Raw genomic sequence first — 26,387 nt, forward strand, 5'->3', positions numbered from 1 at the left:
GGTGCCGCTATCTCCCCAGCAGATTGTCGACGAATGCCGCCAGCGTGCGAAATCCCGAAACCGACAATTCCGATTTCTCCGGCAGCTTCCCGACCGGCGCCAGCGCTCGTTCGAAGCCGAGCTTTGAGGATTCGCGGCAGCGCAGACCGGCATGTGCCACCGGGCGCACTTCGCCCGACAGTGCGATTTCGCCGAACGCCACCGCGTCGCCCGGCAGCGGGCGTTCGCTGAGCGCGGAGACCAGCGCCGCCGCGACCGCCAGATCGGCCGCCGGGTCCTGCACGCGATAGCCGCCGGCGATGTTGAGATAGACTTCGCAGGTCGAGAAGCTGAGCCCGCACCGCGCCTCGAGCACCGCGAGGATCATCGAGAGCCGGGCATTGTCCCACCCCACGACCGAACGGCGCGGCGTCGCACCGCTCGCCAGCCGCACGGTGAGCGCCTGCACCTCGACCAGCACCGGCCGCGTCCCTTCGAGCGCGGGAAAGACGATCGTGCCGGTCACGCCCTCATCACGATCCGACAGGAACAGCGAAGAAGGATTGCCTACTTCCGAAAGTCCCTCGGTCTCCATCGCGAAAACGCCGATTTCGTCCGTCCCGCCGAAGCGGTTCTTGACCGCGCGCAGGATGCGATACTGATGGCTGCGCTCGCCTTCGAAGCTGAGCACCGTATCGACCATATGCTCCATCACGCGCGGCCCGGCGATGCTGCCGTCCTTGGTGACATGGCCGACCAGCACCACGGCGGTGCCGCGTTCCTTGGCGAAGCGTATGAGCTCGCCGGCGCTCGCGCGCACCTGGCTCACCGTGCCCGGCGCGCCTTCGATCAGGTCCGAGTGCATTGTCTGGATCGAATCGATGATGAGCAGATCGGGCGCCTCGCCCTCGCCGAGTGTCGTCAGGATATCGCGCACGCTGGTCGCCGCGGCGAGCTGCACCGGCGCCTGCCCGAGCCCCAGCCGCTGCGCGCGCAGCCGCACCTGATCGGATGCTTCCTCACCCGACACATAGGCGACCGCCTTGCCCGCCAGCGCCATCTTCGCCGCCGCCTGGAGCAGCAGCGTCGATTTGCCGATCCCCGGATCTCCGCCGATCAGCGTCGCCGACCCTTCGACGAAGCCGCCGCCCAGCGCGCGGTCGAGCTCCGAAATGCCGGTCGCCATCCGATCGGGCAACGGCACTTTCGCGTCGAGCCCGAGCATCGTGATCGCGCGGCCGCCCGATTGCAGATTATGCCTGGCCTGAAACGGCGTGAAGGACGCGCCCGCATCCTCGACCATCGTGTTCCATTCGCCGCAATCGCCGCATTGCCCCGCCCATTTGGAAGCGACGCCGCCGCAGCTCTGGCAGACATAGCGTTTCTGAGGGCGTTTCTGGGGTTTGGCCATGCCAGCCGTCTATCGCACCCGGAACAAAAAGGGAATAGGCGGTACACCATCGGCGTACCGCCCATCCGGTTCGGGGCGACCGCGATCGGCGATCGCCCCCGGGGGAGAAGAAACGCTCAGAGCGATTTCTTGCTGAAATACCAGTCGGTATAGTCATAGCCCTCATCGGCGCGGGCTTTCGCGGCTTCGGCGGTCGCTGGCGGCGGCACGATCACCTTCTCACCCGGCTGCCAGTTTTCCGGCGTCGCGACCTTGTGCTTGTCCGATACCTGCAACGCCTTGAGCAGCCGCAGGAATTCGGCGACCGACCGGCCGTTCGACATCGGATAATAGACCATTGCGCGCACGATCCCCTGCGGATCGATGATGAAGGTCGCGCGCACCGCCGACGTGTCCGACGCGCCGGGATGGATCATGCCGAACGCCTTGGCGACGTTCATCGACAGGTCCTCGATGATCGGGAAGGGGATTTCGACGCCGAACTTCTCCTCGATGCTGCGCATCCAGGCGATGTGCGAATGGACCGAGTCGATCGACAGGCCGAGCAATTCGGCGCCGAGCGCGTTGAATTCACCGGCGGCCTGCGCGAATCCCATGAATTCGGTGGTGCAGACCGGCGTGAAATCGGCCGGGTGCGAAAAGAGGACGAGCCACTTGCCCTTATAGTCCGCGAGCGAGCGCGGGCCGTGCGTGGTCTTCGCGTTGAAAGCCGGGGCGGGTTCATTGATGCGGGGCATCGGGGGAATGGTCGTATCGGTCATGATGAGCCTCCTTGTTGTGACGCCCATTCAATTACTCGATTACGATATATTTGATAAAACCGATCGTTGCGCTCACCATGATCGCCTGCGTCGATCGTAGCCAAAAATTCCTGCTATTTAGATAACATATGTATATTTTCGGGGTACGACCGGCGCGCAGAAACTGCTGTCCAAAGGCAGATATACGCTTGTCACTTTAACAATTATCGTAATTGAATGGCGCGTCTATTGCGCATTTCGAGCCGCTTCCACGCATCGATTCGGCCATTCGCGGAGTGCGGAACGGCCGGCGCCATGCTGCTTATGGCGTTTCCCCGCGCACCCGGCTATTTGCCGCAGCCGATGGATCCGAGCCAACTCCGCATTGCCCTGTTCAGCGGCAATTACAATTACGTGCGCGACGGTGCGAACCAGGCGTTGAACAATCTCGCCGGGTTCCTGATCGAACGCGGCGTCACGCTGCGCGCCTATTCGCCGACCACCGACGAGCCCGCGTTCGAGCCGACCGGCGAGCTGGTGTCGGTGCCGAGCTGGCCGCTGCCGGGCGGGCGTGACGAATATCGCCTCGCCCCCGGCATTCCAAAACAGATCCGCGACGACCTGAAAGCCTATGACCCGCATGTCGTCCATGTCGCAGCGCCCGACATTCTCGGCCATCGCGCGCTCACCTGGGCGCGCCGCAACAAGGTGCCGAGCGTCGCGACGCTGCACACGCGATTCGAAACCTATCCGCGCTATTACGGCCTGAAGTTTCTGGAGCCGCTGGCGACCTATCTCTCGAAGCGCTTCTACAACCGCGCCGACGCGGTGCTCGTCCCCGGGCCGATGATGGGCGACATATTGCGCGAATGGGGAGTCACCAGCCCGATCACGATATGGTCGCGCGGCGTCAATCACGATCGCTTCAACCCCGGTCGCCGCAGCCTCGAATGGCGGCGTGGGCTCGGCATCGGCGACGATGAAGTCGTGGTCGGTTTTCTCGGCCGCCTCGTCCTCGAAAAGGGGCTCGATGTCTTCGCCGAGGTGATCGGCAAGCTCGAGGCGATGGGCGTCAAGCATCGCGTGCTGGTGATCGGCAAGGGCCCCGCGCGCGACTGGTTCGCCGAAAAGGTGCCCAATGCGGTATTCGGCGGCTTCATCACCGGCGACGATCTCGGCATGGCGGTCGCGTCGCTGGATATCTTCTTCAACCCCTCGATCACCGAAACCTTCGGCAATGTGACGCTCGAGGCGATGGCGGCGGGCGTGCCGGTGGTTGCCGCGCGCGCCACCGGGCCGGTCGGGCTGGTCGAGGAAGGCAAGTCGGGCATCCTCGTCGAGCCGGGCGACAATCAGGGCTATGCCGATGCGATCGCGCGGCTCGTCCAGCAGCCCGATTTCCGGCGGATCGCCGGGGAATCGGGGCATGAACGCGCCAAGAGCTATCGCTGGGACCTGATCAACCAGGCCGTGCTCGACGCCTATATGAGCGTGATCGACGGCGGTGGCGGAGGTCCGATCAAGTCTCCGTGACAGTGCGCCAAAAGGGTTAGAGCCCATTCCTCCCCCGGAAGGGGAGGAACTGTCGTATCCCGCACAACCGCGTCGCTCCCATCGCATTTGTTGCGCGACAACGCCGCCAAAGGTTAACCGCGCCTAACCCTGTCCCGGGCTGGGGCAGTGCGATTCAGCGGCTGGCGCGGGGGCGCGGGGCGTGGCATTTTATGCCATCGAATTTCGTGGGATTTGGCGGAGCGACCGTGCGCAAGCTGATCGGATTTCTGGGCGTGCTGCTGTTCGCCGCGATGGTGAGCGGCGGGCTGTTGCTCGCCGGCTTCCACGTGACGCGCGCCGTCGCGGGTTCGATGAAGGCGGCGCAGGCGGAAGCGCCGGCAAAGGAGCAGGCCCCCGCCCCGAAGGCAGCGGATGCCCCGGCAGCCGATGCCGCAGCGCAGCCGCAGACGGCCCCCGGATCGGAAACCGCCGCCGATCCCCATGCCGACGGCGAAAGGATCGCGCCCGAGGACATGGTCGTGCGCCGCGTGCTGCCGATCGACGAACCGATCAAGTTCGGCCACTGGTATTGGGACGAGCGCGGCGCGCCGGCCACCGGTACGATGATCATCACCATCGACCTGAAGGCGCAGGTGCTGTCGGTGTGGCGCAACGGCTATGAAATCGGCACCACCGCGGTCCTGTACGGCGCCGATGAAAAGCCGACACCGGTCGGCACCTTTCCGATCCTGGAAAAGGATATCGACCATGTGTCGGGCACCTATAACAGCGCGCCGATGCCCTATTCGCTGCGCCTGACGCAGGACTGGGTGGCGATCCACGGCAGCGACATTATCGCCGGCTACGCCACCCACGGCTGTATCGGCGTGCCCGAAGACTTCGCCGCAAAGCTGTTCGGCGCAGTGGAAGTCGGCGATTTCGTAGTAATCACCGACGGCAAGACGTTGTCGACGGACTAATTCCTCCCCGAGGCAAGCTCGGGGAAGAATTCAGGCATCCTGCCAGTCGAACGTCAGCGGCGCTTCGCGATGCGCGAAGCGGTCGAGGTGGCTCGCCACCACGCCCTTCATCGTATCGCGCTGTTCGGGGACGCTCGCGTCGATCCGCACGCCCAGCGTTTCGGCACCGGCGTCGAGCGTCACCAGCGCGTCGCCCGGAAAGCTTCCCGCCCGGCCTTCGGCGGGAAAGCGGATCGTGCCGTGTTCGGGCGTGAATTCCACTTCCAGATTGTGCGACCAGTGCTTGCACAATTGCTGGAGATAGCGGCTGCCGCTCTGCGTCGGGACGGCGGCGTTGGTCGTAACGGTCATTGTGTCTTCCTCGTCTTGCGCAGGCGCCGGTACATGGCGACGGCGCAGCAATTCCAGCCGTGTCACAGCCGCTCGATCCGGCGCGCGGTTTCATCGATGATGTCGGCGATTTCGTGCAGCTTTTCGCTGTTCGCCTCGTCGTCCAGCTGCATCTGCAATACCGCCTTCAGATTGCCCATTGCGCGATGGACCGGCCCGCCGCGATGGCGCGCCTTGAGCGCCGCCAGCTGCGACAGCCGCGCGATCAGCGCCTCGGCTTCATCGGCATGTTCGGCGAGATGCGCCTCGCCATCGCCGGTAGCTGCAAACTGCTTCTTGGCGCCTTCGCACTGGCGCTCCTCGATCAGTCCCATTTCGGCGAGCAGCGTCAGGGTGGGATAAATCACGCCTGGGCTGGGTGCGTAGAAACCTTCGGTCCGCTCCTCGATTTCACGGATCAGGTCGTATCCGTGGCGCGGGGTTTCGGCGATCAGCTTGAGCAGCAGGAGCTTGAGCTCGCCGCCGTCGAACATCTTGCGCCGCCCACGCCCGCCGCCGGGACCGCCCGGCCCGCCGAAGCCGCGACCGGGGCCACCAAAACCGCGCCCCGGGCCACCCTTGCCCCGGCCCTGACCGGCGCCCATGCCATGATGGGGACCGCTGCCGTCGCACTCGAAATCCGGGCCGCCGAACCCGCCGGCCCAGGCGTCATAGCCTCTTCCAAAACGCATCTGAATATTCCTCGATATATCTTTCTGATGGTGGCCAGATATATCGGGCCCCCGATCATTTCAAGATATATCTTAAAATATTTTCAGCGCGCCATCAGGCTGTGCCGGACTCGCCCGCGCACCATCGGCATCCGCTGCGCCAGCCGCAGCGCGACATGCCGCGCGACACGCGCCGGCGGCCGTTCGTCGGTGAACAGCCGGACGAGCGCATTCGTCCCGGCATAGAGTGGCCAGGCCGCCCGTCGGTGCGCGCTTTCATAGGCGCGCAGCACCGGACCCCCGCCGATGTCCCCGCCCCGCTTCGCCGCTGCAAGCACGGCCTCGGCCAGCAGTTGCTGCCCGCTCAGCCCCAGATTGAAGCCATGCGCCGTTACCGGATGCATCCCCACCGCCGCATCGCCGATTAGCGCCGCGCGCGTCGCCGCGAAATGCCGCGACCAGGTCGTCACCAGCGGATAGAGATGGCGCGTCGCCTCCAGCGTCATCGCCCCGAGCCGATGCTGGTAACGCCGCGCGATCTCCGCGCCGAACGCGGCTTCGTCGAGCGCCATCAGCCGCTCGGCCTGCTCCATCGGCAAGGTGACGACTGCCGAGGAGCAATCACCATTGAGCGGCAGCATCGCGATGGTCTGATGATGGTCGAACCATTCGGTCGCGACGCCATGATGCGGCGTTTCGTGGCGCATCCGCGCGACCAACATCCCCTTGCCCAGCCGGTTCATCTCCGCCGGAATGCCGAGCTGGTCGCGCACCCAGGAAAAGCGCGAATCCGCGCCGACCAACAATCGCGCGGTGATCTCGCGCCCGTCCGCCAGCACCGCCCGCGCGCTCCGCCGATCGGTCGCGACCGAGGCGACCGGCGTATCCGCCAGCAAGGTGACATGCGGCAGCGCCTCGATATCCGCGAACAGCGCCGCGCGGATGCGATGGTTGGGCACCAGCATGCCGAGCGCATCGGCGCCGGTCCGCCCGACATCGAAGCCCAATGCGAAATGCGAATGACCGTTGAGCACGCGCGCCTCACGCAGCGGCGCGATATCCGCCGCCGGAATGCGATCCCACACGCCGAGCCGCCGCAGCGTCTCGACCGACTTGTGCGTCAGCGCAATCTCGCGCCCGTCATAGGCTGGATCGGCCAATGCCGCGCGCGGCTGACGCTCGACGATCACGACCGAAAGCCCGCTATTTTCCAGCGCACGCGCGAAAGCCAGCCCCGCGGGGCCGGCGCCGATGATGAGGATGTCGGTATTCATGGTGGGGTGATGCGCCTCGACCGGCGGGCAGGCTTTGCGCGACGTCAAATTCCTCCCCGAGCTTGTCTCGGGGAGGGGGACCATCCGAAGGATGGTGGAGGGGCCCGGAGCGAAGCGGAGTGAAATTCCATCAGCCCGGCAATGCCCCTCCACCACCGACCTGCGGCCGGCGGCCCCCTCCCTCAGAAAAGCTGGGGGAGGAACGACCCCATGCAAAATGCGCCGAGCGCGCCTATCTTGCCCGGCAATGGCAGACCTGTTTGCAGACCAGACCCAGGCATCCCCCGAGGAAACCTCCCCCAACGGCCCGCTCGCCGACCGGCTGCGCCCGCGCGCGCTCGATGAAGTCGTCGGACAGGAACATCTCACCGGCCCCGACGGCGCGATCGGCCGGATGGTGGCGGCGGGCAAGCTTTCCTCGATGATCCTCTGGGGCCCGCCGGGCACCGGCAAGACCACCACGGCCCGCCTGCTGGCTGATGCGGTGGGGCTGCGCTTCGTTGCCATCTCAGCGGTCTTCTCGGGCGTCGCCGACCTCAAAAAGGTGTTCGCCGAGGCGAAGGAGCACGCCAAGCTCGGCCACCGCACCTTGCTCTTCGTCGACGAGATTCACCGCTTCAATCGCGCGCAGCAGGACGGATTCCTGCCCTTTGTCGAGGACGGCACCGTCACGCTGGTCGGCGCGACCACCGAGAATCCGAGCTTCGAACTCAACGCCGCACTCTTGAGCCGCGCGCAGGTGCTGATCCTGCGCCGCCTGGACGCCGATGCGCTTGAGAAACTGCTCGAACGCGCCGAAGCCGAAGAGGAACGCCCGCTTCCGCTCGACTCCGAAGCACGCGCCGCGCTGATCGCCAGCGCCGACGGCGACGGGCGCTTCCTGCTCAATCAGGCCGAAACGCTCTATTCGGTGAAACTCGACGAACCGCTCGATCCGGCGGGGCTGTCATCGCTGCTCCAGCGCCGCGTCGCCGTCTATGACAAGGATCGCGAGGGGCATTACAATCTCATCAGCGCGCTGCACAAATCGCTGCGCGGCAGCGACCCGCAGGCCGCGCTCTACTATCTCGCACGGATGCTGACTGCGGGGGAGGAACCGCTCTACGTCCTGCGCCGCATCGTCCGCTTCGCGAGCGAGGATATCGGCCTCGCCGATCCCAACGCGCTCACCCAGTGCCTCGCCGCCAAGGATGCCTATGAGTTTCTGGGGTCACCCGAAGGCGAACTCGCGATCGTCCAGGCGTGTCTCTATTGCGCCACCGCGCCCAAATCGAACGCCGCGTACAAGGCACAGAAGGCCGCGTGGCGCAGCGCCAAGGAAACCGGCAGCCTGATGCCGCCGCAGAACATCCTCAACGCGCCCACCAAGCTGATGAAGGACATCGGCTACGGCAAGGGCTATGCCTATGACCACGACGCCGAAGGCGGCTTTTCGGGCGACAATTACTGGCCCGAGGAAATGGCGCCGCAAAGCTTCTACACCCCCGTCGACCGTGGCTTCGAAAAGCGCGTCGCCGAACGCATGGCCTGGTGGGACGCGCGGCGGAAGGGGCGGGGCGAATAGGCCTTTGCCGCTTTTTTGATAATCCGTTCCTCCCCTGGAAGGGGACGGGGACCACCAGCGCAGCTGGTGGTGGAGGGGTAGCTGGCAACAGGCGCCACGCTTGCGGTGAGTACCCCTCCACCGCCTTCGGCGGTCTCCCTCCCCCTCCGCGGGAGGAAAGCGTGCAGCTTTGCTTCGGGACATTCCCCTACCCTCGCCTTTTCCGGCATCGGCCTATAGTGGAACCAGGCGCAACCTTGGGACGACTTCGGGACTTTTGCTTCTACGATGAATTTCGAAGATCCCAGTTTCGAGCCGCAGGGCTCCGGCGTCGCCGCCCGCGCGCTGCGCTGGTGCGCCGCGCGGCGCGACTGGATCGTCACCATCGCCGGCATCGCGATCCTCGCGCTCGCCTTTGTCGCGCTCAGCGCCGTGCTGCGCGACATCCGCGCCGCCGATATTCAACAGGCCTTCGCCACCGTCCCGCTCGGCCGCTGGCTGACGGCCTTGGGCTTCACTGCCGCCAGCTTCGCCTGCCTCATCTATTTCGATTTCGCCGCCTTCCGCACCATCGGGCAGAAGGTCCGCTCGGGCGTCGTCGCGCGCGCCGCCGCCACCAGCTACGGCATCTCGAACACGCTCGGCCTGCCGGTACTGACCGGCGGCACGGTGCGGCTCAATTTCTATGCGAAGGAAGGCGTCAGCGAAGCCGATATCGCGCGCGTCGTCACCATTGCCGGGCTCACCTTCTGGCTCGGCATCCTCGTTGTCGTCGGGCTTACCCTGCCGCTCCAGCCGGGCGGCGTGCATTTGGGGCCGATCGCGCTTCCTCATGTCGTGCGCTGGGGCGTACCGCTGCTGCTCGTCGCCGCGCTCGCCACCTATCTCTGGTGGACCGCCCGCGCACCGCGCACCGTTGCCTTCTCCGGCATCAGCATCCCCCTGCCTGGCCCGGCGCTGACGCTGGGCCAGCTCGCCGCCGCCGCGCTTGACCTCATATTCTCCGCCGCCGTCATCTTCGTGCTGCTGCCCGAACTCGGCGTTTCGGCCTTCCCGCAGCTGCTCGCCGCCTTCGTCCTCGCGCTCGCCATCGCCGTCATCACCCATGCGCCGGGCGGGCTCGGCGTGTTCGAAGCGACCGTGCTGATCCTGTTGCCGAACATCCCCAGGGATTCGCTCGCCGCCGCGCTGATCGGCTATCGCCTGATCTACTTCCTGCTGCCCTTCGCGCTGGCGCTGGTCTATCTCGCGATCCGCGAAGGCGAGAGCCTGCACGCGCGCGCCGCGCCGGTGGTACGCGCTGGCGGCGCGGTCGCGCGCTCGCTCGCACCGTTGACAATGGCGGCGGCGGTGTTCGCTGCGGGCGCGCTGCTGATCCTTTCCGGCGCCTTCCCGCTCTATCCCGAGCGCATCGCCGTCATTACCGCGCTGCTGCCCGAAACCCTGCTCGAACTCTCGCACTTCACCAGCAGCATCATCGGCGCGCTGCTGCTGTTTACGGCATATGGCCTCTACCGCCGGCTCGACATCGCCTGGCTGACCAGCATGGTGCTGATCGGCGCGGGGATGGTGCTCGCGGTGCTGCGCGCGTTCGACATTGTCGAGGCGCTGGTGCTCGGCGGCATCTTCGCCTTGCTCGCCTGGACGCGCCCCGCCTTCTACCGCCAGTCGGCGCTGACCAGCGAGCGGCCCGGCGCGGGCTGGCTCGTCTCGATCGTCGCGGTGATCGCGGGCAGCCTGTTCATCGGCTTTTTCAGCTACAAGAATGTCGAATATGAAACCGCGCTATGGTGGTCGACGCAGCCCTTCGGCGACGCGCCGCGCTTCCTGCGCGCCTCGCTCGGCGTCGCGCTCGTCGCGATCCTGCTCGCGATCCGCCGCCTCACCGGCCCGGCACGCGCCAGTTACGACACGTTGCCGCGCGAATTGCCGGCGGCGGTGTGGCGCAAGGCGCTCGCCGCATCGACGTCGAGCGAAGCGCATCTCGCGCGTACCGGCGACAAGAATTTCCTGATCGCCGAGGCCGGCGACGCGTTCCTGATGTACCGCGTGCGCGGCCGCAGCTTCATCGCGATGGGCGGCCCGATCGGCGAGCCCGCGCGCGCGCAAGAGCTTGCCTGGAAGTTCCGCGAGCTTGCCGATCGCCACGGCGCGCGAACCGTCTTCTATCGCTGCGACGCCGCGATGCTGCCGCATCTGATCGATCTCGGTTTGGGCGTGATGAAGATCGGCGAGGAAGCGCGCATTCCGCTCGACGCTTTCACGCTGGCGGGCAGCGCGCGCGCCAAGCTGCGCAATTCGGTGCGCCGCTGCGAGAAGGAAGGCGTTACTTTCCGCGTCGTCGAAGGCGCCGATCTGATGGGCCTGCTCCCGCAACTGCGCGAGGTTTCCGACCAGTGGCTCGCCGCGAAGAAACAGCGCGAGAAGCAATTCAGCCTCGGCCGGTTCGACGCCGATTATCTGCTCGGTGGGCCAGTCGCGGTGGCAGAGCGCGCGGGCGAAGTGCTCGCCTTCGTCAATCTCTGGACGCTGCCGGGGCGCGAGGAGGTTTCGTTCGACCTGATGCGCCACCGCGACAAGGTGCCCTATGGCACGATGGACGCGCTGATCGTCCACCTCGCGCAGTGGGCGCAGGAGGCTGGCTATCGACACCTCGCGCTCGGCGTCGCCCCGCTTTCGGGGATCGAGAACCGCCGCCTCGCGCCGCTCTGGGCGCGCATCGCCGGGCTGCTCTTCCAGCATGGCGAGCGGCTTTACGGCTATGCGGGCCTGCGCAAATGGAAGGAGAAATTCGGCCCCGAATGGCAGGGCCGCTATTTCGCCGCACCGCGCGGGCCGCGCCTCACCATCGCGCTCGCCGACACTGCGCTGCTCGTCTCGGCGCCGTCGGGCGACCGGCTTTCGCGCCCGATCCGGGGCCCGCAGCTATTGTTCGCGCAGACACGCCCCCGCACCGCCATCCCGGAACGCGCGCCGCTGCGCCCTGCACGCGATTGAACGCGGCAGCCCCTGCCCCTAGGGTCCGGGCATGACCGAACCCGGCCCTCAGCGGCGCAACAAGAGCTTCGAGGCGACGCATGCGGACTTGCTGCTGACCGCGGTCCAGCTCCTTTCCGAAGGCGGGGTCGAAGCGCTCACCATCTCCGGCCTGGCGCGCGCGGCGAAGGTCAATCGCACCACCGTCTATTATCATTTCGAAAGCCGCGAGGCGCTGGTCGCGGCGGTGAAGAGCTGGGCCGCGCAGCAGATCGTCACCGGCTTCCGCCCTGATGTGTCGCAGCGCGAGCGGATCGACAGTGTCACGCGCTTCGTCCTCGCCAACCCCGATCTCGTCAAACTCTGGATCGAGGATTTCGTATCGGGCAGCGACATTCGCGACAGCTATCCCTTCTGGGACGCGCTGGTCGAAGGCCTCCGCGCCCATTTCGCCCGCACCCCGGGCGAGGAGGACGCCGATGTCGAAGTCTTCTGCACCATCCTGCTGACCAGCGCGATCATCGGCCCGCGTGTCTTCGCCAACGGGGTTGCCCCCGGCGAGCGCATCGACACGATCGTCGAACGCTTCCGCGCCGAACATCAGCGGCTGCTCCGCCACGAGGCGTTGCTGCGGCTGTAGGTCGTATCGACATTCAGTCCTGCCTTCGCAGAGGTATGCATCTCCATGATGCCCCCCAAATCCTCCCCCGCCCGGGGGAGGATAAATTTCGGCCCCACATCGCAAAAAAGGACATGCGCCATATCGCCGCAGCTCCGACTCCATTTTTACAACACATCTGTTGTAAAAATGGAAAACCCTGATAGGCTCTCCGAAAAACAACCGGGGAGATGCCGATGAACGCGCCCGTGCAGCCGTTCGAACCCGTCGCCGAGGACAGTCTGGCGTGGCTGGGAACCGATCCGGTCCCTGCCGCGCCCTATTACGACCCGGCCTGGTTCGAGGACGAACGCGAAGCCGTGTTCCGCCGCAGCTGGCTGCAGATCGGCCATGTCTGCGAATTGCCCGAACCGGGCAGCTTCATCCGGCGTGAGGTGGAGATACTGCGCGCCTCGCTGCTGATCGTGCGGAGCAAGGACGGCGCGATCCGCGCCTTCCACAATGTCTGCACGCATCGCGGCACGCAGCTGGTCGAGGAGGCACAGGGCAAGCGATCGACCTTCAGCTGCCCCTATCATCGCTGGACCTTCGGCAATGACGGCCGCCTGCTCTCCGCCCCCGATTTCGAGCGGTTTCATGTCACCAAGGAAGACTGCGCGCTTCCGCAAGTCGCGGTCGATACCTGCGGCGGACTGATCTTCGTCAATTTCGATCCCGCCGGCCCGCAACCCTTGCGCGATTATCTCGGAAGCATGGCCGAGCGGCTCGAGGCGCTGCCATCGGCGCAGGCGACGACCTTTTCCGAATATGTCTATGAAACCGATGCCAACTGGAAACTGACCTACGACAATTTCCAGGAAAATTATCACCTCCGCTTCATCCATCCGCGCTCGGGCGCGGCGACGATCGGCGAAGACAATCCCTTCGGCTATCCGCTGCGCTACGGCTTTGAAGGGCCGCACCGCACCCAGACGATATGGGCCAATCCCGCGCCGAAGATCGCCCCGGTGCAGGGCATGGCGTTCGGCAGGGCAATGGCCTGCGTCGCCGCCGACGGGTTCGAAGCATCCGCCACGGGGCGCGACTATCTCGCGCTCTTTCCCAATTTCTTCGTCCTCGGCTCGCCCACCCAGCCCTTCTCGCACACCGTCTGGCCGATCGCGGCGGGCAAGTCGCGCGGCGTGGTGCGCATCTACTGGAAGGGCGAGGACGACAGCGCCAGCCGCCGCTTCGTGCGCGAATATATGATGGCGACGGCACGCGACATCCATGCCGAGGACCGCGCGGTGATCGCCGCCGGCCATCGTGGTCTGGCCAGCGGCGCGCTCAAGCACATTCATTTCCAGTCGCAGGAAGTGCTCTGCCGCCACCTCTATCGCTCGGTGGCCGAGCGCGTGCAGAAATGGCGCGAGGCGCATCGGATATGAGCGCGCTTCCGCAGGGCTTCGAAACGCTCGAACCGTTCGTGGACCAGTGGGCGGTCGCCGGATCGGCCGAACGCGCCGCCCGCCGCGACGCCAGCACGGCCGAGGCGCGCGAGACATTCTACGCCGCCGCCAGTCCGCTGCTGACTTCCGCGCTCGACCGGCTCGACGGCAGACCGCTCGCCGAGCATGACGCGAGCGAAACCCGGCTGATGCAACTGATGCTCAGCCTCGCGCATGTCGCGCTGGCAGTCGAATTACAGCAGGACGACGAACCCAAGCACCAACCGCTCCGTCGCGAAATGCGGATCACGCGAACCCCGGCGGATTGACTACGAACCGGCGGCGCACCGCATCGCCGGGCCGCCGCTCCGCTTCTGCAAGAAAATGCATATTTCGCCGCTGCAACGATCAGCCCCTCTATAGTTGATATAGAAAGGTGGTCGTCGATGCGTGATTTCAAGATCGGTTCGAAACTGGCGATCGTGGGCTTTGCAGCAGTCGCAGGCCTGACGCTCGTTCTCGCTATTTCCCTGTTCCGGCTGACCGGCACCGTCCGCGCCGACATCGCCGACCGCACACAAAAGACGGTGGAAACCGCCCATAGTGTGATGGTGCATTATCACGGGCTCGAACAGAGCGGCACGCTCACGCGCGAACAGGCGCAGACTGCCGCGCTCGAAGCGATCCGCGGCATGCGCTACGGGAACGACGACTATTTCTGGGTCAACGACATGCAGCCGAAGATGGTGCTGCATCCGCTCAAGCCCGAACTCGACGGGAAGGATATCGGCGGGCTCGTCGATGCCGACGGAGTGGCGATCTTTCGCGACATGGTCGATGTCGTGCGCGCCGATGGCGCCGGCTTCGTCAATTATCGCTGGGAAAAGCCGGGCAAGGACGAACCGCAGCCGAAGATTTCCTACGTAAAGGGCTTCGCACCCTGGGGCTGGATCGTCGGATCGGGCGTCTATGTCGATGATCTCAACGCCGCGCTGTGGCGCGCGGGCTTCACCGACGCGTTGATCGTGCTGGGCGTTATCCTGTTCGTCGCGATGCTGATCTGGCTGATCGGCCGCTCGATTTCGCAGCCGGTGGTGGCGCTGACGCATCGGATGCGCGCGCTGGCGAAGGACGACACCGAATCGCCGATCGTCGGCCTCGACCGCCGCGACGAAGTCGGCGAAATGGCCGCCGCGCTCGAAGTCTTCCGCGAAGGCACGCTGGCGCGCAAATCAGCCGAGGCCGCCAAGGCGAAGGCCGACGCCGAACAGAACATGGTCGTGGCGACACTGACCAGCCATCTGGAAAGCATTGCGGAAGGCGATCTGACCGCATCGATCACCGATGACTTCCCCGAATCCTACGCGGCGCTCAAGCGCAATTTCAACGCGACTCTGGACAGTCTGCGCGGCCTGATCGGCACGATTTCGCTCTCGGCGGAATCGATCCGCACCGGCAGCGACGAAATCGCCAGCGCGTCGAACGATCTTGCGCGCCGAACCGAAAGCAATGCGGCCAGCCTGGAGGAAACCAGCGCCGCGCTCGGCCAGATGGAGGAACGCTTGCGCGCCACCGCTCAGGCCGCCGCCAAGACCTCGGGCCAGACTCAGGAGGCGCAGCGCATCGTCGTCAACGGCCGCGAAACCGCCGATCAGGTAACTGACGCGATGAACCGCGTCGCCGACAATGCCCAGGGCATCGACGGCGTGATCGAAGGGCTGGACAAGATCGCGTTCCAGACGCGCGTTTTGGCGATGAACGCCGCAGTCGAAGCGGGACGCGCCGGCGAAGCGGGGCGTGGCTTCGCCGTCGTCGCCGATCTCGTTTCGGCGCTCGCGCTGCGATCGGAGGAGGAAGCCAAGCTCGCCCGCGTCCAGCTCACCGCGACGCAGGAGGATATCGGCATCGCCGTCGGCGCCGTTCGCCGCGTCGACGAAGCGTTCAGTGCGATTTCGGAGAGCTTCGACGGCGTACGCGCGCTGGTCGAAACGATGGCCAATGACAGCAAGGCCCAGTCCGAAGCGATCGGCGAAGTGACGACGGCGGTTGCCCAGGTCGACACTTCGACACAACAGAACGCCGCGATGGTCGAGGAAACCTCGGCCGCCGCGCGCACGCTGGCGACCGAAGTCGACCGGATGACCGAGCAGACCGGCCACTTCAAGACCGGCGGCGGCATGACGAAGACGACCGCGCCCTGGCAATCGGCCGACGACAGCGCGGCCACGCTCCACTGATCCGCTCTGCAAGGCCGGAGACGATAATGTACCCGATGACGATGCGCGCGGCGCTGCTCGCCTGTGGCGCTGCCACCGCCGTGGCGACGATCCCCGCCGCCCATGCCCAGACCGCCGGGCAGAGCGCCCGCGAAGCAGCGCTGGAAGCCCGGCTCGCCCGGTTGGAGGCGCGCGTCGCAGCCCTGACCGAACAGCTTGCGGCGGCGCGCGCGGAACAGGCCCCTGCGCCCCGGGCACCGTCGGTTCCGGCGGCCTCGGCGCCCACTGCGCTGCCTGTGGCTGTGGCCAGCGCGCGACCGGCGCCCGCCGCACCGCCGGCGACAACATCGGGCACCCGCGTCACGCTTTCCGGCTTCATCAAGTTCAACGCATCGGTCAGCCGCTATGCCGATGGCGCCATCGCCGCCAATTCGGGCGGGCGCGATTTCTACGTCCCCGGCACGATTCCGGTCGGCGGGACTAGCGAAGGCGCGTCGACCGAATTTTCGGCCAAGCAGACCCGGCTCGTCGCGGGCCTTACCACGCCGGTTGACGGAGAAACGCTGAGCGGGCTGGTCGAAATCGATTTCCAGTCCTCGCCGGGCGCCGGAAATGCGCGGATCACCAACGCCTATGCACCCGCGCTGCGCCGCACCTGGCTGAGCTATCGCGGCTTCCTTGCCGGGCAGGAATGGACCAATTTCCAGTATCTGCCCGCGCTGCCCGAAACCACCGACTTTCTTGGGCCTTCGGAAGGCACGGTCTTCGTGCGGCAGGCGCAGCTTCGCTACACGCACAAGCTGGCCGACCGCATGAGCCTGTCGGTCGCCGCCGAAAATCCCGCGACGACCGTGGCGATCGCCGGATCGGCCGCCGTGGTCGAGGCGGGGACCGATCGCGCGCCCGATCTGACCGCACGGTTCACTGCCGATATCGGCGGGGGCAGCCAGTTGTCGCTCGCCGGGGTCAGCCGCTGGCTGACGTCGGATCAGTCGGGCATGCACGACGATGGTTTCGGATGGGGCGTGTCGGCCGCCGGCAAGCTGCGCTTCGGCCCCGCCGGGCGGCACGATCTGCGATTCATGGTTACGCACGGGCGCGGCATCGGCCGCTATGTCGGGCTCAATCTGGCGCCCGACGCGATCCTCGTTCCCGGTGCGCAGCCGCGCCTGGAAACGGTCGGCGTCACTGCCGGCTTCGCTGCGCTTCGCATCGGCTGGACACCCAGCCTGCGCTCGAACCTCGGAGCCAGCTATCAGACGATCGACTATCCCTCGGGGTTTGCGACGCCGAACGCCAACGCCTCGGCATGGAGCGCGATGGCCAATCTCTTCTACACCCCGCTCGACCATCTCGATCTCGGCATCGAGCTGCGTCGTGGCGAGCGGGAGCTGGTGTCCGGTGCCGCGGGCACGCTCGAACGGCTCGAAGTCTCGGCCCGCTACGGGTTCTAGGCTGCGCTTCGCCCTTCCAATGTAGGATTTGCTCTGCTTTGCTCGGGGGATGTGCTTCCCCTGCCCTGACCCGACCCGCGCAATGCCGGACGTCCTGGCAATGCAGGGGAAGCGAGATCAGGGGGGACGTGGTGTCTCCTTTGTCCCCTTTCGATCGATCGGTCCGGCTGACGGCCCCGCGAATCGCCCGCGATGATTCGGCCCTTTACCGAGTTCGTGGCGATCGACTGGTCGGGCCAGGCCGTCGCCAGACCCAAGGGGCTGGCAGTCGCGCGCACCACGACAGGCGACGCCGCCCCCGAACTGGTCGTCCCCGAAGGCGGCTGGTCGCGCGGCGCGATTCTCGACTGGCTGATCGGCCTTGCTGACACCGGCACCCGCGCGCTGATCGGGCTCGATCTCTCGCCCGCCTTCCCGTTCATCGACGAAGGCGCCTACTTCCCCGGCTGGGAGGCGAGCCCGCCCGACGCAAAATCGCTCTGGGCGCTGGTCGAAGCGATCAGCAGCGACGACCCGCATCTCGGCGTCGGCAGTTTCGTGGCGCACCCGCAGGCGAAGCGCCATTTCCGCCAGCGGTTCGATTGCGGCGACCTGTTCCCCGCCGGACGCGGCCGCTTTCGCAAGGTCGAGCATGGTCAGGCGGACATGGCGCTATCGCCGTACAGCTGCTTCAATCTGGTCGGAGCGAGCCAGGTCGGTAAATCGAGCCTCACCGGCATGCGCGTCTTTCACCGGCTCGCCGGGCGCATTCCCTTCTGGCCCTTCGATCCGGTGCCCGATGCCGGCCCGCTGCTGGTCGAAATCTATACCGCCCTCCCTGCCCGGCTGGCGGGGCTGCGCAAGGGCGTGTCGAAGATCCGCGACGGCGAGACGCTCGATCGCGCGCTCGCGGCCTTTGGATCGGCGCCGCATCGGCCGCTTGCCCGCTATGACGATCACGCGACCGACGCATTGCTCACTGCTGCATGGCTGCGCCGTGCCGCGGAACAGGAGGCGCTGTGGCGACCGGCCGGCCTCGACGCCCATGTCGCTCGCACCGAAGGCTGGACCTTCGGTGTCGTCTGAACGGCTATTTGTAGAGGGGGACGCAGATTTCCTCGAATTCGATCTTGAAGCGATCGGCGTCATATGCCCCCGCGTCGAGCGGCGTGATGGCGGCACGGCGCTTGTCGACTTCGCCCGGCGCCAGATCGCGGCGATTGGCCTCGGCGCGCGCGGCGTTCATCGCGCGCACTTCGATCCGCATCGCATCCTCGACGGAAAGGTCGCCGCGGACGGCATCGTCCTTCTGCGCCACCGAAGCGATGCGGGCGCACTGGACCGCCTGTTCGAGACTCGGTTTGGGAGACGGCCCCGGCACCGGGATGGTGCTGGTCGGCGTGGCTGCAGCGGCACTGGTGTTCGACGCGGCGCTGCTGTTCGCTGGAGCAAAGGTGTCCGTCGGCAGCGGCGAGGGCGAACTGGTCGGCATTGCCGGCGGGTTGGTCGCCTCGACGGGATCGGTGCTGTTGTTGCCGTCCCCATCGACAAACTGGCAACCGGCGAGCAGCAGCGGCGCGCCGGCAAGCGCGGCGAAACGGATCATCCTGGACAAGTCTTTCTCCTCATCGGCAATCGGTCGGCGATTCATATGCCCGATACAAACGTCACGGCGCCGCAACGTATCCGCCGGGGCTGGACGTGGCCGCCCGACTATCGCAAGGGAGGACCCGCGCCGCGTTAGCTCAGCTGGTAGAGCAACCGCCTTGTAAGCGGTAGGTCGTCCGTTCGAGTCGGACACGCGGCACCAGCCACTCCCTCCCCGCAATCAGTAAAAATGCCGACCCTCCAAGGCGGTAGAGTGAACCCTTCGCGAAATTCGCTTGCTGTTCTCGTGACATAGTTTAGAATTCATCAACAATCAGGGTCGAAAAATACATATTGTTTTAATATGGAATACCTTCCGTACTCAGGCGGGTTTTCCATCGCTTTCAGTTGCGTACTGCATCTTTTTCAGGCGATTCACGATGGTCACTTTGACTGAGCAGCGCCTGCTGGTCGTATCCAGCCACTCCAAACGCTCGGATCAGATTTCCGAGATGCTGCGCGGCAATCGCATATTCACGGCGCGATCGCTCCGGGAAGGATGTACGGCGGCGAGCAATCATCGGCCGGCCGCGGCCGTTGTCGAGCTGGATTTGCCCGATTGCACCGGAGTCGACTGCGTACACCGGATGCGGGAGGCTTCCGAAGACATCGCCATCATCGGCCTCGGGCGGTACCATGATGACCAGCTGTCGCTCGACTGCATCTCGGCAGGTGCACAATCCTATCTGGGGCTCGATGAACTGCAGACGCCCCTGCTGCGGCGTGCCGTCGAATACAGCATCTACCGGCTGCGCGAAGCGATCGCCCGTCAGCGCGCGGATTCGCTGCGCGGACAACTCGTTCACGCGCAGCGTCTGGAAAGTCTCGGCCTGATGGCGGCGGGAATCGCGCACGATCTCAACAACACGCTGCAACCGGTGTTGATGGTATTGCCGCTCCTGCGCAGCCGTCTTGGCGATCCCGACGCGATTGAGGCGATCGACATGATCCACGACGCGACGATTCGTTCGCGCGATCTGGTTCGCGAAATCGTTCATGTGGGCAGATCGGAATCCGCTGAGGCGCTGCATTCGCTTTGTCTCGACGAGTTCATCGCCGACATCGGCTCGCTGCTCACGGCGGGCCTGCCCCCCTATATCCAGCTGCGGATCGAAGTGGAGCCTGCCCCGCCGATCAATGCCTATCGCAACAAGCTTTATCAGATCGTTCTCAACCTGGTGACCAATGCCGCGCAGGCAATCAGTACTCGCCAGGGCGAGATCGTGATCGGTGTGACGGAAGATCCCGACGCATCGGCCGTATTGCTGAGCGTGCGCGATAACGGCCCCGGAATGGACCAAGAAACGATCGACCGCATCTTCGATCCGTTTTTCACGACCAAGCAGAATGAAGGCGGCAGCGGGCTCGGGCTGGCAGTGGTCAACCAGGCCGTCGAGAATATCGGCGGCAACATTTCCGTTCACAGCAGGCCCGGAGAGGGAACCCAATTCCTGCTGAGATTCGCCACAAGGCAGAGAGAGGAAAAAAATGACCAGTAAACTCTTGGTCATCGACGACGAGGAACCGATCCGCAAATCGTTGGCGCTGCTGCTGGGGGCACGGGGCTATGAGGTCCTCACCGCTGCGGACGGCGACGAAGCGCTTAAATGCTTCGACGAATTCCAGCCGCATCTGGTGCTGTCGGACATGGTGATGGTGCGCCAGCAGGGCATCGAAGTGATCCTCGCGCTGCGCAAACGCGACACCAGATTGCCGATCATCGCCATGTCGGGCGGCGCGCGCATGCAGGGCGACGATGCGCTCACCCTGGCGCGACACGTCGGTGCGACAGAGAGCATCGAAAAACCGTTCGAACCCGAAACGTTGCTCGCGATGATCGAGCGACTGCTTGCCGCCGACCCTCAGTAAAGTCCGGGCGGCAGCCGCTGTGGTCGCTGCTGTCCGCCCGCGGGGCGGCGCTCCGGCCGCCAGCACCTGACGGTCGCCCCGGCAAGCAATGCAGAATGCTCCGGGTCTTGCGGCCTGTCAGCCGGCGGTTTGGATTGAAACGACATATGTCTCTCCGGTTCACCCGGCATCATAGAAGTTGCTCCGCCAGCCCGGGAGCGCGTTGCCACCAATGTCGGCTTTGCTGCAGCAGATTGCGGGATGCGGGCCCGGTCGCGGCTTTGGTACCGTGATCTATGGGTCACCAGGTTCCGGCCGGCCCACGAAATGCAGCATCGGCGCCACGAACTGCCTAGCCTGCGGATTTACATCGGCAGCGGCATGGCCCTAGCGTCTCGCGATGGCGCCACACTTTCACGAAAACGTCCCGAGGACGGCCGGATTGGGGATCAACATCCCCATGATGATCATCATCTGCTTCTGGGTTGCCCAGTTTTCGCTTCTCACCGCGCAGCGATTGCTGATGGAGGAAGATGGCGGCGAGGCCGAGATACTGGTGCCCAGGATCATCGTGACGCTGGGCGCCATTACGCTGTCTATGGTGATCTACCGGCTGATCCGGTCCCGACCTTCGCTCTCGGGAGCCCGCCGGATCGGCTTCGTCCTGCTGCTCGCGCTGGTGGGATCGCTGATCCACAGCGCATTCAATTTCGGTGTCTTCCAGCTTTTCATGGCAGACATGAACTGGAACAGCTTTTCCTGGATCTCCTATTCCTACGCCATCATCCAGTGGTTCTGGGCCTATGGCGCGGTATCGGCATTGCTGCTCGCCGCCATCTACGGGGCGGAACTGCACGAGAAGGAACGCCGGCTCGCCGAAGCGCGTGCGCTGGCGCATTCGGCACAGATGCAGGCGCTGCGTTATCAGCTCAATCCGCATTTCATGTTCAATACGCTCAATTCCATCGCGTCGCTGATTACCTCCGGTCAGGCTTCGGCGGCGGAACGGATGGTAGAGAATCTCTCCGATTTCTTGCGCGCCGCGCTGTCCATCGATCCCAGCGAGGATATCGCGCTGAAGCGCGAACTGGCGCTGCAGTCGCTGTATCTCGCGATCGAAGCCGTCCGCTTTTCCGACCGGCTCGACGTCGATATCCGAGTACCCGCGGCTCTGGAGAATACCAGAATTCCCAGCCTGATCCTGCAACCGCTGATCGAAAACGCGATCAAGCATGGCGTGGCCCGATCGGACGGCGTGACCACGTTGCGCGTCATCGCTGAAGCTGTGGCCGACGGGTTGCGGTTCGAAGTCGCCAACACCTTGCCGGAAAGCCGAGGCGAGGCGAGTGGCGAAAGAATCGGCCTCGCCAACGTCGCCCGCCGCCTGTCGGTGCGCTATGGCGAGGATTGCCGGTTCGCGGCCGGTATCGGGCCCGAAGGCTGGTATTCGGTGAGCTTCGTCATTCCCGAGGCGGCACCATGACCATGCGGCTGCTGATCTGCGACGACGAGCCGCTGGCATCGGAACGGCTGGCGCGACTGCTCGCGCAGCGTGCCGATGTCGAGATCGTGGGCACCGCGCGCAACGGCGCCGAAGCGCTGGAGCAGGTTGCCGCGCTTGCCCCCGATGCCTTGCTGCTCGACGTCGAAATGCCCGCGCTTGACGGGTTCGACGTGGTCGAGGAACTGGCGCGGCCCAGCGAAGCGGATAGTGGCGCGGTACCGTTGATCATCTTCATCACCGCCTATCCGCAATTCGCGCCCGAAGCGTTCGACAGCGGCGCGATCGACTTTCTCACCAAGCCGGTTCGCCTCGCGCGGCTCGAGCGTGCGCTCGACCGTCTTGAACGCGCCATCGCAGATCGCAGCGCACGCCAGCGGCTCGACGAGCTTTCGCGCGAACTCACTCAGTTGCGGGCAATGCGTGCGCCCGAGCGCGAGGACGGCCGCCGCCTGATGGTCAGCCGGCGTGGGGAAATGGTAAGCGTTGCGCTCGACGGACTGGAACGCATCGGCGCCGAAGGCGAATATGTCCGCCTGTATCAGGGTGAGCAGAGCTTTTTGCATCGCGGTGCGCTGACGGCGATCTTGCCGTTGCTCGACCCGGCACGGTTCCGGCGCGTCCATCGCTCACACATCGTGCGCACCGACTGCATCGCTTCGATCGTGCGGCGGCCGGCGGGTGGATTCCGCATCGTAACGACGCGTGACGAAACCGTTCCGGTGGGGCGCACCTATCACGGCGTCGTACGCGAGATCCTCGATGCACAGAGCCTGAACTCCGAAGGCTGACTAATACGTTTCGCACCTATACCATCTTGGCATGATCGCTCATGCCGGCATCGAACGTCCTACGCAGGAATATTTTATCCAATATAACAGCCATATACCAGTTATTTTCGTCGCTAAGTCAGGCTCCTGTTGCCAAAACGCAACATAGCCGTAGCAATTTATAGTACGTTACGTACCTTTTTCTTGGGCCTGCGCGTCCTTGAGGGCTAGCCCTTCGGACAAGGCCGGCGCTGTCGTGGCGTGGTGTCAGGGATACGGGACGGTCCGGTTCGGGCTCCCCCACTCTCACTCGCAGGACGCCGCCGCCGGCCCTCATGACGAACAGGGAATTGATGATGAAACGATCTTCATTGCTTGCCGGCAGCGCACTTCCCGCGATGCTGCTCGGCCTTGCATCGCTGGCGGCCGCGCCGGCGCATGCCCAGACGGCGGCCAACGATGAAACCAGCGAACAGGATCAGGCGCAGAGCCAGGATCAGGCGATCCAGCCCATACCGGCCGGAGACGAAATCGTCGTCACCGGGTCGCGCATCGCGCGCCCCAATCTCGACAGCCCGGTTCCGGTGACATCTCTGAACGGCGAGGAATTCTTCGAGACAGGCAATCTTTCGGTCGGCGATACGCTGAACGACCTTCCAGCGCTGCGCAGCACCTTCGGCCAGTCAAACTCGACACGCTTCCTCGGAACGGGCGGCCTCAACCTGCTCGACCTGCGCGGTTTGGGCACCGAGCGTACGCTGGTGCTGCAGAACGGCCGCCGTCATGTCGCTGGTGACATTCTCGGTTCGGGCACCTCGGTGGACGTGAACACGATTCCGACCGACCTGATCGAGCGCGTCGACGTGGTGACCGGCGGCAACTCGGCGATTTACGGGTCGGACGCGATCGCGGGCGTCGTCAATTTCGTGCTCAAGCGCGACTATGAAGGCATTCAGCTGCGCGGCCAGAGCGGCGTCAGCACCTATGGCGACGCAGGCTCCTACTATCTGAGCGGGCTGGCAGGCACCAATTTCGCCGATGGCCGCGGCAATATCGCAGTCAATTTCGAATATGCGCATCAGGAGGATTTCTATGCCTCCGGCCGCCCCAACCTGAAGAAAACGGGCGGCTTCGTTCAGGTCGATGCCGACCCGGCGACAGCGACCAACGGCAGCGACGGCACGCCCGACCGAGTCTATTACGACGACATCCGCAGCGCGATCTATTCGAACGGCGGTACGTTCCTGTCCTATCTGGGCGGCGACTACTTCACGCCCTTCCTCTTCCAGCCCGACGGCCGGCTGGTGCCGCAGACCGGAACGCGCGTGGGTCTGGCGCCCTTCGGATCGTTCATCGGCGGCAGCGGGAGCAATTTCCGCGAAGGAACGCAGATGGGTCTGTTCCCCAAACTCGATCGCTACAGCACCAATGTCATCGCGCATTTCGAAGTCAGCCCGGCGTTCGAACCCTTTTTCGAAGCCAAATGGGTCCATACCGATTCGCTCAGCAACGCCAGCGGCCCGTTCTTCTTCTCCGGCGGAACGACCGGCTCGCCGCGTGAGCAATTCTATACCGACAATCCTTATCTCAACCCGCAGGCGCGCGAAGTCATCAGTGACTATTACGGCGTCTCCACCAGCACGGTGATCCCCTTCACCTTCATCCGCAACGTGGTCGAGCTGAGCAATCGGGAGGAAGCGACCAAGCGCGACACCTATCGCTTCGTGGGTGGTGTGCGCGGTAGCTTCAACGACGACTGGAATTACGAGGTTTCGGTCAATTACGGCGAGTTTCAGGAAGACACGACGATCCTGGGCAACGTCAATATCCAGCGCTTCCTGCTGGCGATCGACGCCGTCGATGAAGGGCTGGCCAGCGGCGGCGCGGCGAACGGCAACATCGTCTGCCGCGCCCAGGTCGATCCCAGTGCAGCGATTGCGTACGAAGGCGCCGGTGATACGGCCTATGCCGCCGCTCAACTCGCCAACGATGTCGCTGCCTGCCAGCCGATCAACCTGTTCGGTCCGGGCAACATCACCGATGCCGCCCGCGGCTATCTGCTTCAGGACAGCTGGCAGCGCGCGAAGATCACCCAGCTGGTCGCCAGCGCCTATGTCGCCGGCGATACCAGCGAATGGTTCGAGCTTCCCGGCGGCCCGGTCGGTTTCGCGATCGGCGGGGAATATCGCCGCGAAACCAATGGCTTCGATCAGGACGAAGCAACTGTGGCGGGGGTGACCTTCTACAATTCGATCCCCGCGTTCGACTTCCCCTCGTTCGAAGTGAAGGAAGCCTATGCCGAGATCCGCATCCCGCTGCTCGCGCATACGCCATTTTTCGAGGAGCTGACCTTTTCCGGTGCCGCGCGCGTCGCCGACTATAAGGGCGGGACGGGAACCGTCTGGTCGTACAATGCCGGCGTCGAATGGGCACCCGTCCGCGATCTGCGGCTGCGCGCCAGCTATTCGCGCGCGGTCCGGGCGCCCAATCTGACCGAGCTCTATTCGCCGCTCGGCCAGAATTATGCCGCTCCGCCCAACGATCCCTGCGCGCTGCGCAATATCGGCGCGGGTTCGGCGACGCGCGAGGCCAATTGCCGCGCCGACGGCGTTCCGGCCACCTATGACCATGTCTATCTGCAATCGCTGCCCTTCCTCTCGGGCGGCAACCCGGACCTGGGCGCGGAAAAGTCGGACAGCTACACAATCGGCGGCGTCTTCGAACCCCGCTTCCTGCCGGGATTCTCGCTGACGGTGGACTATTACGACATCACCGTGAACGACGTGATCACATCGCCGACGGCGCAGAACATCATCGACGCCTGCTATGACGCGGCCGACCTCAACAATCAGTTCTGCGGATTGTTCGACCGTGCCGGCGCAGGCGGCGGCCCGCAGGGCGAAGTCGAGGGTCAGATCCTCAACAACAGCCTGTCGGTGGTACCGCTCAACTATGCCCAGTTGAAGGTGCGCGGCATCGATTTCGAAGTCGGCTACACCGCGGATCTCGGCTTCGGACAGTTTGCCGGACGGGGAATCTACACTCACGCGATCCAGAATGATCAGTATCTCGATCCCACCCAGCCCGACTATGCCGACCGGCTGCTGGGCGAGCTGGGTGATCCGATGGACTCGTTCAACGTCGATCTCAGCCTGCAGACCGGAGGCGTCACCTTCGGCTACAGCCTGCGGTACATCGGCAAGATGGTGATCAACAATTGGGAGGACTGGTTCAGCGTTCAGGGCCGCGATCCCGAAAACGCCGACTATGCCGACCGTACCTGGTACCCGGAGGTCTTCTATCACGACGTCCGGGTCGGCATCGACGCGACGGACAAGTTCAACTTCTATCTGGGCGTCGACAATCTGCTCGATACCGATCCGCCGCTCGGGCTGACCGGCATCGGCGGCGGCAGCGGCATCTACACCAACCGCGGCCGCTTCTTCTACGCGGGCTTCGTGGCAAAGTTCTGAGGCCCCTGTGCGGCGG

General features: G+C 65.1%; 21 protein-coding genes and 1 tRNA gene. 16 read left to right on the forward strand and 6 right to left on the reverse strand.

The window, feature by feature from the left end:
• Window positions 1–7 precede the first annotated feature (7 nt).
• Together radA and G5C33_RS15440 are read right to left on the reverse strand one after the other, a co-directional pair.
• The gene (gene radA / locus G5C33_RS15435) at window positions 8–1,390 is read right to left on the reverse strand and encodes a DNA repair protein RadA (protein ID WP_165327960.1); all 1,383 of its coding nucleotides are present in this window, start codon (window positions 1,388–1,390) and stop codon (window positions 8–10) included.
• 116 nt (window positions 1,391–1,506) lie between these two features.
• Entirely contained in the window at window positions 1,507–2,151 is a 645-nt protein-coding gene (locus G5C33_RS15440; RefSeq protein ID WP_165327961.1) for a peroxiredoxin, read from the reverse strand.
• A gap of 342 nt (window positions 2,152–2,493) precedes the next feature.
• On the opposite strand from G5C33_RS15440, the gene G5C33_RS15445 reads away from it, so the two are divergent.
• Together G5C33_RS15445 and G5C33_RS15450 are read left to right on the forward strand one after the other, a co-directional pair.
• Entirely contained in the window at window positions 2,494–3,663 is a 1,170-nt protein-coding gene (locus G5C33_RS15445) for a glycosyltransferase family 4 protein (protein ID WP_165328888.1), read from the forward strand.
• 191 nt (window positions 3,664–3,854) lie between these two features.
• A complete protein-coding gene (locus G5C33_RS15450) occupies window positions 3,855–4,604 on the forward strand; it encodes a L,D-transpeptidase family protein (protein ID WP_228275093.1) in 750 nt (249 codons plus the stop codon).
• A 30-nt stretch (window positions 4,605–4,634) separates the two neighbouring features.
• On the opposite strand, the gene G5C33_RS15455 is transcribed toward G5C33_RS15450, so the two are convergent.
• The 3 genes from G5C33_RS15455 to ubiM all read right to left on the reverse strand — a co-directional run bounded on the left by G5C33_RS15455 (window position 4,635) and on the right by ubiM (window position 6,966).
• Window positions 4,635–4,955 (reverse strand): DUF2218 domain-containing protein, encoded by a 321-nt coding sequence (locus G5C33_RS15455; protein WP_165327962.1) that lies wholly within the window; start codon window positions 4,953–4,955, stop codon window positions 4,635–4,637.
• A gap of 62 nt (window positions 4,956–5,017) precedes the next feature.
• Window positions 5,018–5,665 carry a PadR family transcriptional regulator gene (locus G5C33_RS15460; protein WP_323126170.1) on the reverse strand — a complete coding sequence of 216 codons (648 nt, stop codon included), beginning with the start codon at window positions 5,663–5,665 and terminating at the stop codon, window positions 5,018–5,020.
• Between the two features lie 83 nt (window positions 5,666–5,748).
• Complete coding sequence (gene ubiM, locus G5C33_RS15465) at window positions 5,749–6,966, reverse strand: 5-demethoxyubiquinol-8 5-hydroxylase UbiM (RefSeq protein WP_228275094.1); 1,218 nt, start codon at window positions 6,964–6,966, stop codon at window positions 5,749–5,751.
• 199 nt (window positions 6,967–7,165) lie between these two features.
• Between ubiM and G5C33_RS15470 the strand changes: the two genes are divergently transcribed.
• From G5C33_RS15470 to G5C33_RS15505, 8 genes are all read left to right on the forward strand, one after another.
• A complete protein-coding gene (locus G5C33_RS15470; protein ID WP_165327963.1) occupies window positions 7,166–8,482 on the forward strand; it encodes a replication-associated recombination protein A in 1,317 nt (438 codons plus the stop codon).
• Window positions 8,483–8,749: 267 nt separating this feature from the next.
• Window positions 8,750–11,458: a bifunctional lysylphosphatidylglycerol flippase/synthetase MprF gene (gene mprF, locus G5C33_RS15475; protein WP_165327964.1), complete on the forward strand. Its 2,709-nt coding sequence runs from the start codon at window positions 8,750–8,752 to the stop codon at window positions 11,456–11,458.
• Between the two features lie 31 nt (window positions 11,459–11,489).
• Window positions 11,490–12,077, forward strand: a complete 588-nt coding sequence (locus tag G5C33_RS15480; RefSeq protein WP_165327965.1) for a TetR/AcrR family transcriptional regulator — start codon at window positions 11,490–11,492, stop codon at window positions 12,075–12,077.
• Between the two features lie 215 nt (window positions 12,078–12,292).
• Window positions 12,293–13,483 (forward strand): aromatic ring-hydroxylating oxygenase subunit alpha, encoded by a 1,191-nt coding sequence (locus G5C33_RS15485; RefSeq protein ID WP_165327966.1) that lies wholly within the window; start codon window positions 12,293–12,295, stop codon window positions 13,481–13,483.
• Window positions 13,480–13,812 carry a hypothetical protein gene (locus G5C33_RS15490; RefSeq protein ID WP_165327967.1) on the forward strand — a complete coding sequence of 111 codons (333 nt, stop codon included), beginning with the start codon at window positions 13,480–13,482 and terminating at the stop codon, window positions 13,810–13,812. The genes G5C33_RS15485 and G5C33_RS15490 overlap by 4 nt, the downstream gene beginning before the upstream one ends.
• 117 nt (window positions 13,813–13,929) lie before the next feature.
• A complete protein-coding gene (locus tag G5C33_RS15495) occupies window positions 13,930–15,720 on the forward strand; it encodes a cache domain-containing protein (RefSeq protein WP_165327968.1) in 1,791 nt (596 codons plus the stop codon).
• A gap of 26 nt (window positions 15,721–15,746) precedes the next feature.
• Entirely contained in the window at window positions 15,747–17,153 is a 1,407-nt protein-coding gene (locus G5C33_RS15500; protein ID WP_165327969.1) for a DcaP family trimeric outer membrane transporter, read from the forward strand.
• A gap of 192 nt (window positions 17,154–17,345) precedes the next feature.
• On the forward strand, window positions 17,346–18,218 hold the full coding sequence (locus G5C33_RS15505) for a hypothetical protein (RefSeq protein WP_165327970.1): 873 nt from the start codon (window positions 17,346–17,348) through the stop codon (window positions 18,216–18,218).
• A 4-nt stretch (window positions 18,219–18,222) separates the two neighbouring features.
• Here G5C33_RS15505 and G5C33_RS15510 read toward each other — a convergent pair whose 3' ends face one another.
• Window positions 18,223–18,747: a hypothetical protein gene (locus G5C33_RS15510; protein WP_165327971.1), complete on the reverse strand. Its 525-nt coding sequence runs from the start codon at window positions 18,745–18,747 to the stop codon at window positions 18,223–18,225.
• Between the two features lie 119 nt (window positions 18,748–18,866).
• Here G5C33_RS15510 and G5C33_RS15515 point away from each other — a divergent pair.
• The 6 genes from G5C33_RS15515 (at window position 18,867) to G5C33_RS15540 (ending at window position 26,371) form a co-directional block, all read left to right on the forward strand.
• Window positions 18,867–18,942 (forward strand) — tRNA-Thr (locus G5C33_RS15515).
• A gap of 217 nt (window positions 18,943–19,159) precedes the next feature.
• The gene (locus tag G5C33_RS15520; protein WP_165327972.1) at window positions 19,160–20,278 is read left to right on the forward strand and encodes a sensor histidine kinase; all 1,119 of its coding nucleotides are present in this window, start codon (window positions 19,160–19,162) and stop codon (window positions 20,276–20,278) included.
• Window positions 20,268–20,648 (forward strand): response regulator, encoded by a 381-nt coding sequence (locus G5C33_RS15525; RefSeq protein ID WP_165327973.1) that lies wholly within the window; start codon window positions 20,268–20,270, stop codon window positions 20,646–20,648. Before G5C33_RS15520 ends, G5C33_RS15525 begins: the two co-directional genes overlap by 11 nt.
• Window positions 20,649–21,087: 439 nt before the next feature.
• Window positions 21,088–22,110 (forward strand): sensor histidine kinase, encoded by a 1,023-nt coding sequence (locus G5C33_RS15530; RefSeq protein WP_165327974.1) that lies wholly within the window; start codon window positions 21,088–21,090, stop codon window positions 22,108–22,110.
• Window positions 22,107–22,919, forward strand: a complete 813-nt coding sequence (locus G5C33_RS15535) for a LytR/AlgR family response regulator transcription factor (RefSeq protein ID WP_165327975.1) — start codon at window positions 22,107–22,109, stop codon at window positions 22,917–22,919. Before G5C33_RS15530 ends, G5C33_RS15535 begins: the two co-directional genes overlap by 4 nt.
• A gap of 332 nt (window positions 22,920–23,251) precedes the next feature.
• Complete coding sequence (locus G5C33_RS15540; protein ID WP_323126171.1) at window positions 23,252–26,371, forward strand: TonB-dependent receptor domain-containing protein; 3,120 nt, start codon at window positions 23,252–23,254, stop codon at window positions 26,369–26,371.
• The last annotated feature ends 16 nt before the right edge of the window (window positions 26,372–26,387 follow it).

The sequence above is a fragment of the Sphingosinithalassobacter tenebrarum genome, from assembly GCF_011057975.1.
Lineage (GTDB): Bacteria > Pseudomonadota > Alphaproteobacteria > Sphingomonadales > Sphingomonadaceae > Sphingomonas > Sphingomonas tenebrarum.

Coding starts and splice junctions, on each gene's coding strand:
- radA (WP_165327960.1), bottom strand. CDS start 1,390: ATGGCCAAACCCCAGAAACGCCCTCAGAAACGCTATGTCTGCCAGAGC.
- G5C33_RS15440 (WP_165327961.1), bottom strand. CDS start 2,151: ATGACCGATACGACCATTCCCCCGATGCCCCGCATCAATGAACCCGCC.
- G5C33_RS15445 (WP_165328888.1), top strand. CDS start 2,494: ATGGATCCGAGCCAACTCCGCATTGCCCTGTTCAGCGGCAATTACAAT.
- G5C33_RS15450 (WP_228275093.1), top strand. CDS start 3,855: ATGCCATCGAATTTCGTGGGATTTGGCGGAGCGACCGTGCGCAAGCTG.
- G5C33_RS15455 (WP_165327962.1), bottom strand. CDS start 4,955: ATGACCGTTACGACCAACGCCGCCGTCCCGACGCAGAGCGGCAGCCGC.
- G5C33_RS15460 (WP_323126170.1), bottom strand. CDS start 5,665: ATGCGTTTTGGAAGAGGCTATGACGCCTGGGCCGGCGGGTTCGGCGGC.
- G5C33_RS15470 (WP_165327963.1), top strand. CDS start 7,166: ATGGCAGACCTGTTTGCAGACCAGACCCAGGCATCCCCCGAGGAAACC.
- mprF (WP_165327964.1), top strand. CDS start 8,750: ATGAATTTCGAAGATCCCAGTTTCGAGCCGCAGGGCTCCGGCGTCGCC.
- G5C33_RS15480 (WP_165327965.1), top strand. CDS start 11,490: ATGACCGAACCCGGCCCTCAGCGGCGCAACAAGAGCTTCGAGGCGACG.
- G5C33_RS15485 (WP_165327966.1), top strand. CDS start 12,293: ATGAACGCGCCCGTGCAGCCGTTCGAACCCGTCGCCGAGGACAGTCTG.
- G5C33_RS15490 (WP_165327967.1), top strand. CDS start 13,480: ATGAGCGCGCTTCCGCAGGGCTTCGAAACGCTCGAACCGTTCGTGGAC.
- G5C33_RS15495 (WP_165327968.1), top strand. CDS start 13,930: ATGCGTGATTTCAAGATCGGTTCGAAACTGGCGATCGTGGGCTTTGCA.
- G5C33_RS15500 (WP_165327969.1), top strand. CDS start 15,747: ATGTACCCGATGACGATGCGCGCGGCGCTGCTCGCCTGTGGCGCTGCC.
- G5C33_RS15505 (WP_165327970.1), top strand. CDS start 17,346: ATGATTCGGCCCTTTACCGAGTTCGTGGCGATCGACTGGTCGGGCCAG.
- G5C33_RS15520 (WP_165327972.1), top strand. CDS start 19,160: ATGGTCACTTTGACTGAGCAGCGCCTGCTGGTCGTATCCAGCCACTCC.
- G5C33_RS15525 (WP_165327973.1), top strand. CDS start 20,268: ATGACCAGTAAACTCTTGGTCATCGACGACGAGGAACCGATCCGCAAA.
- G5C33_RS15530 (WP_165327974.1), top strand. CDS start 21,088: ATGATGATCATCATCTGCTTCTGGGTTGCCCAGTTTTCGCTTCTCACC.
- G5C33_RS15535 (WP_165327975.1), top strand. CDS start 22,107: ATGACCATGCGGCTGCTGATCTGCGACGACGAGCCGCTGGCATCGGAA.
- G5C33_RS15540 (WP_323126171.1), top strand. CDS start 23,252: ATGATGAAACGATCTTCATTGCTTGCCGGCAGCGCACTTCCCGCGATG.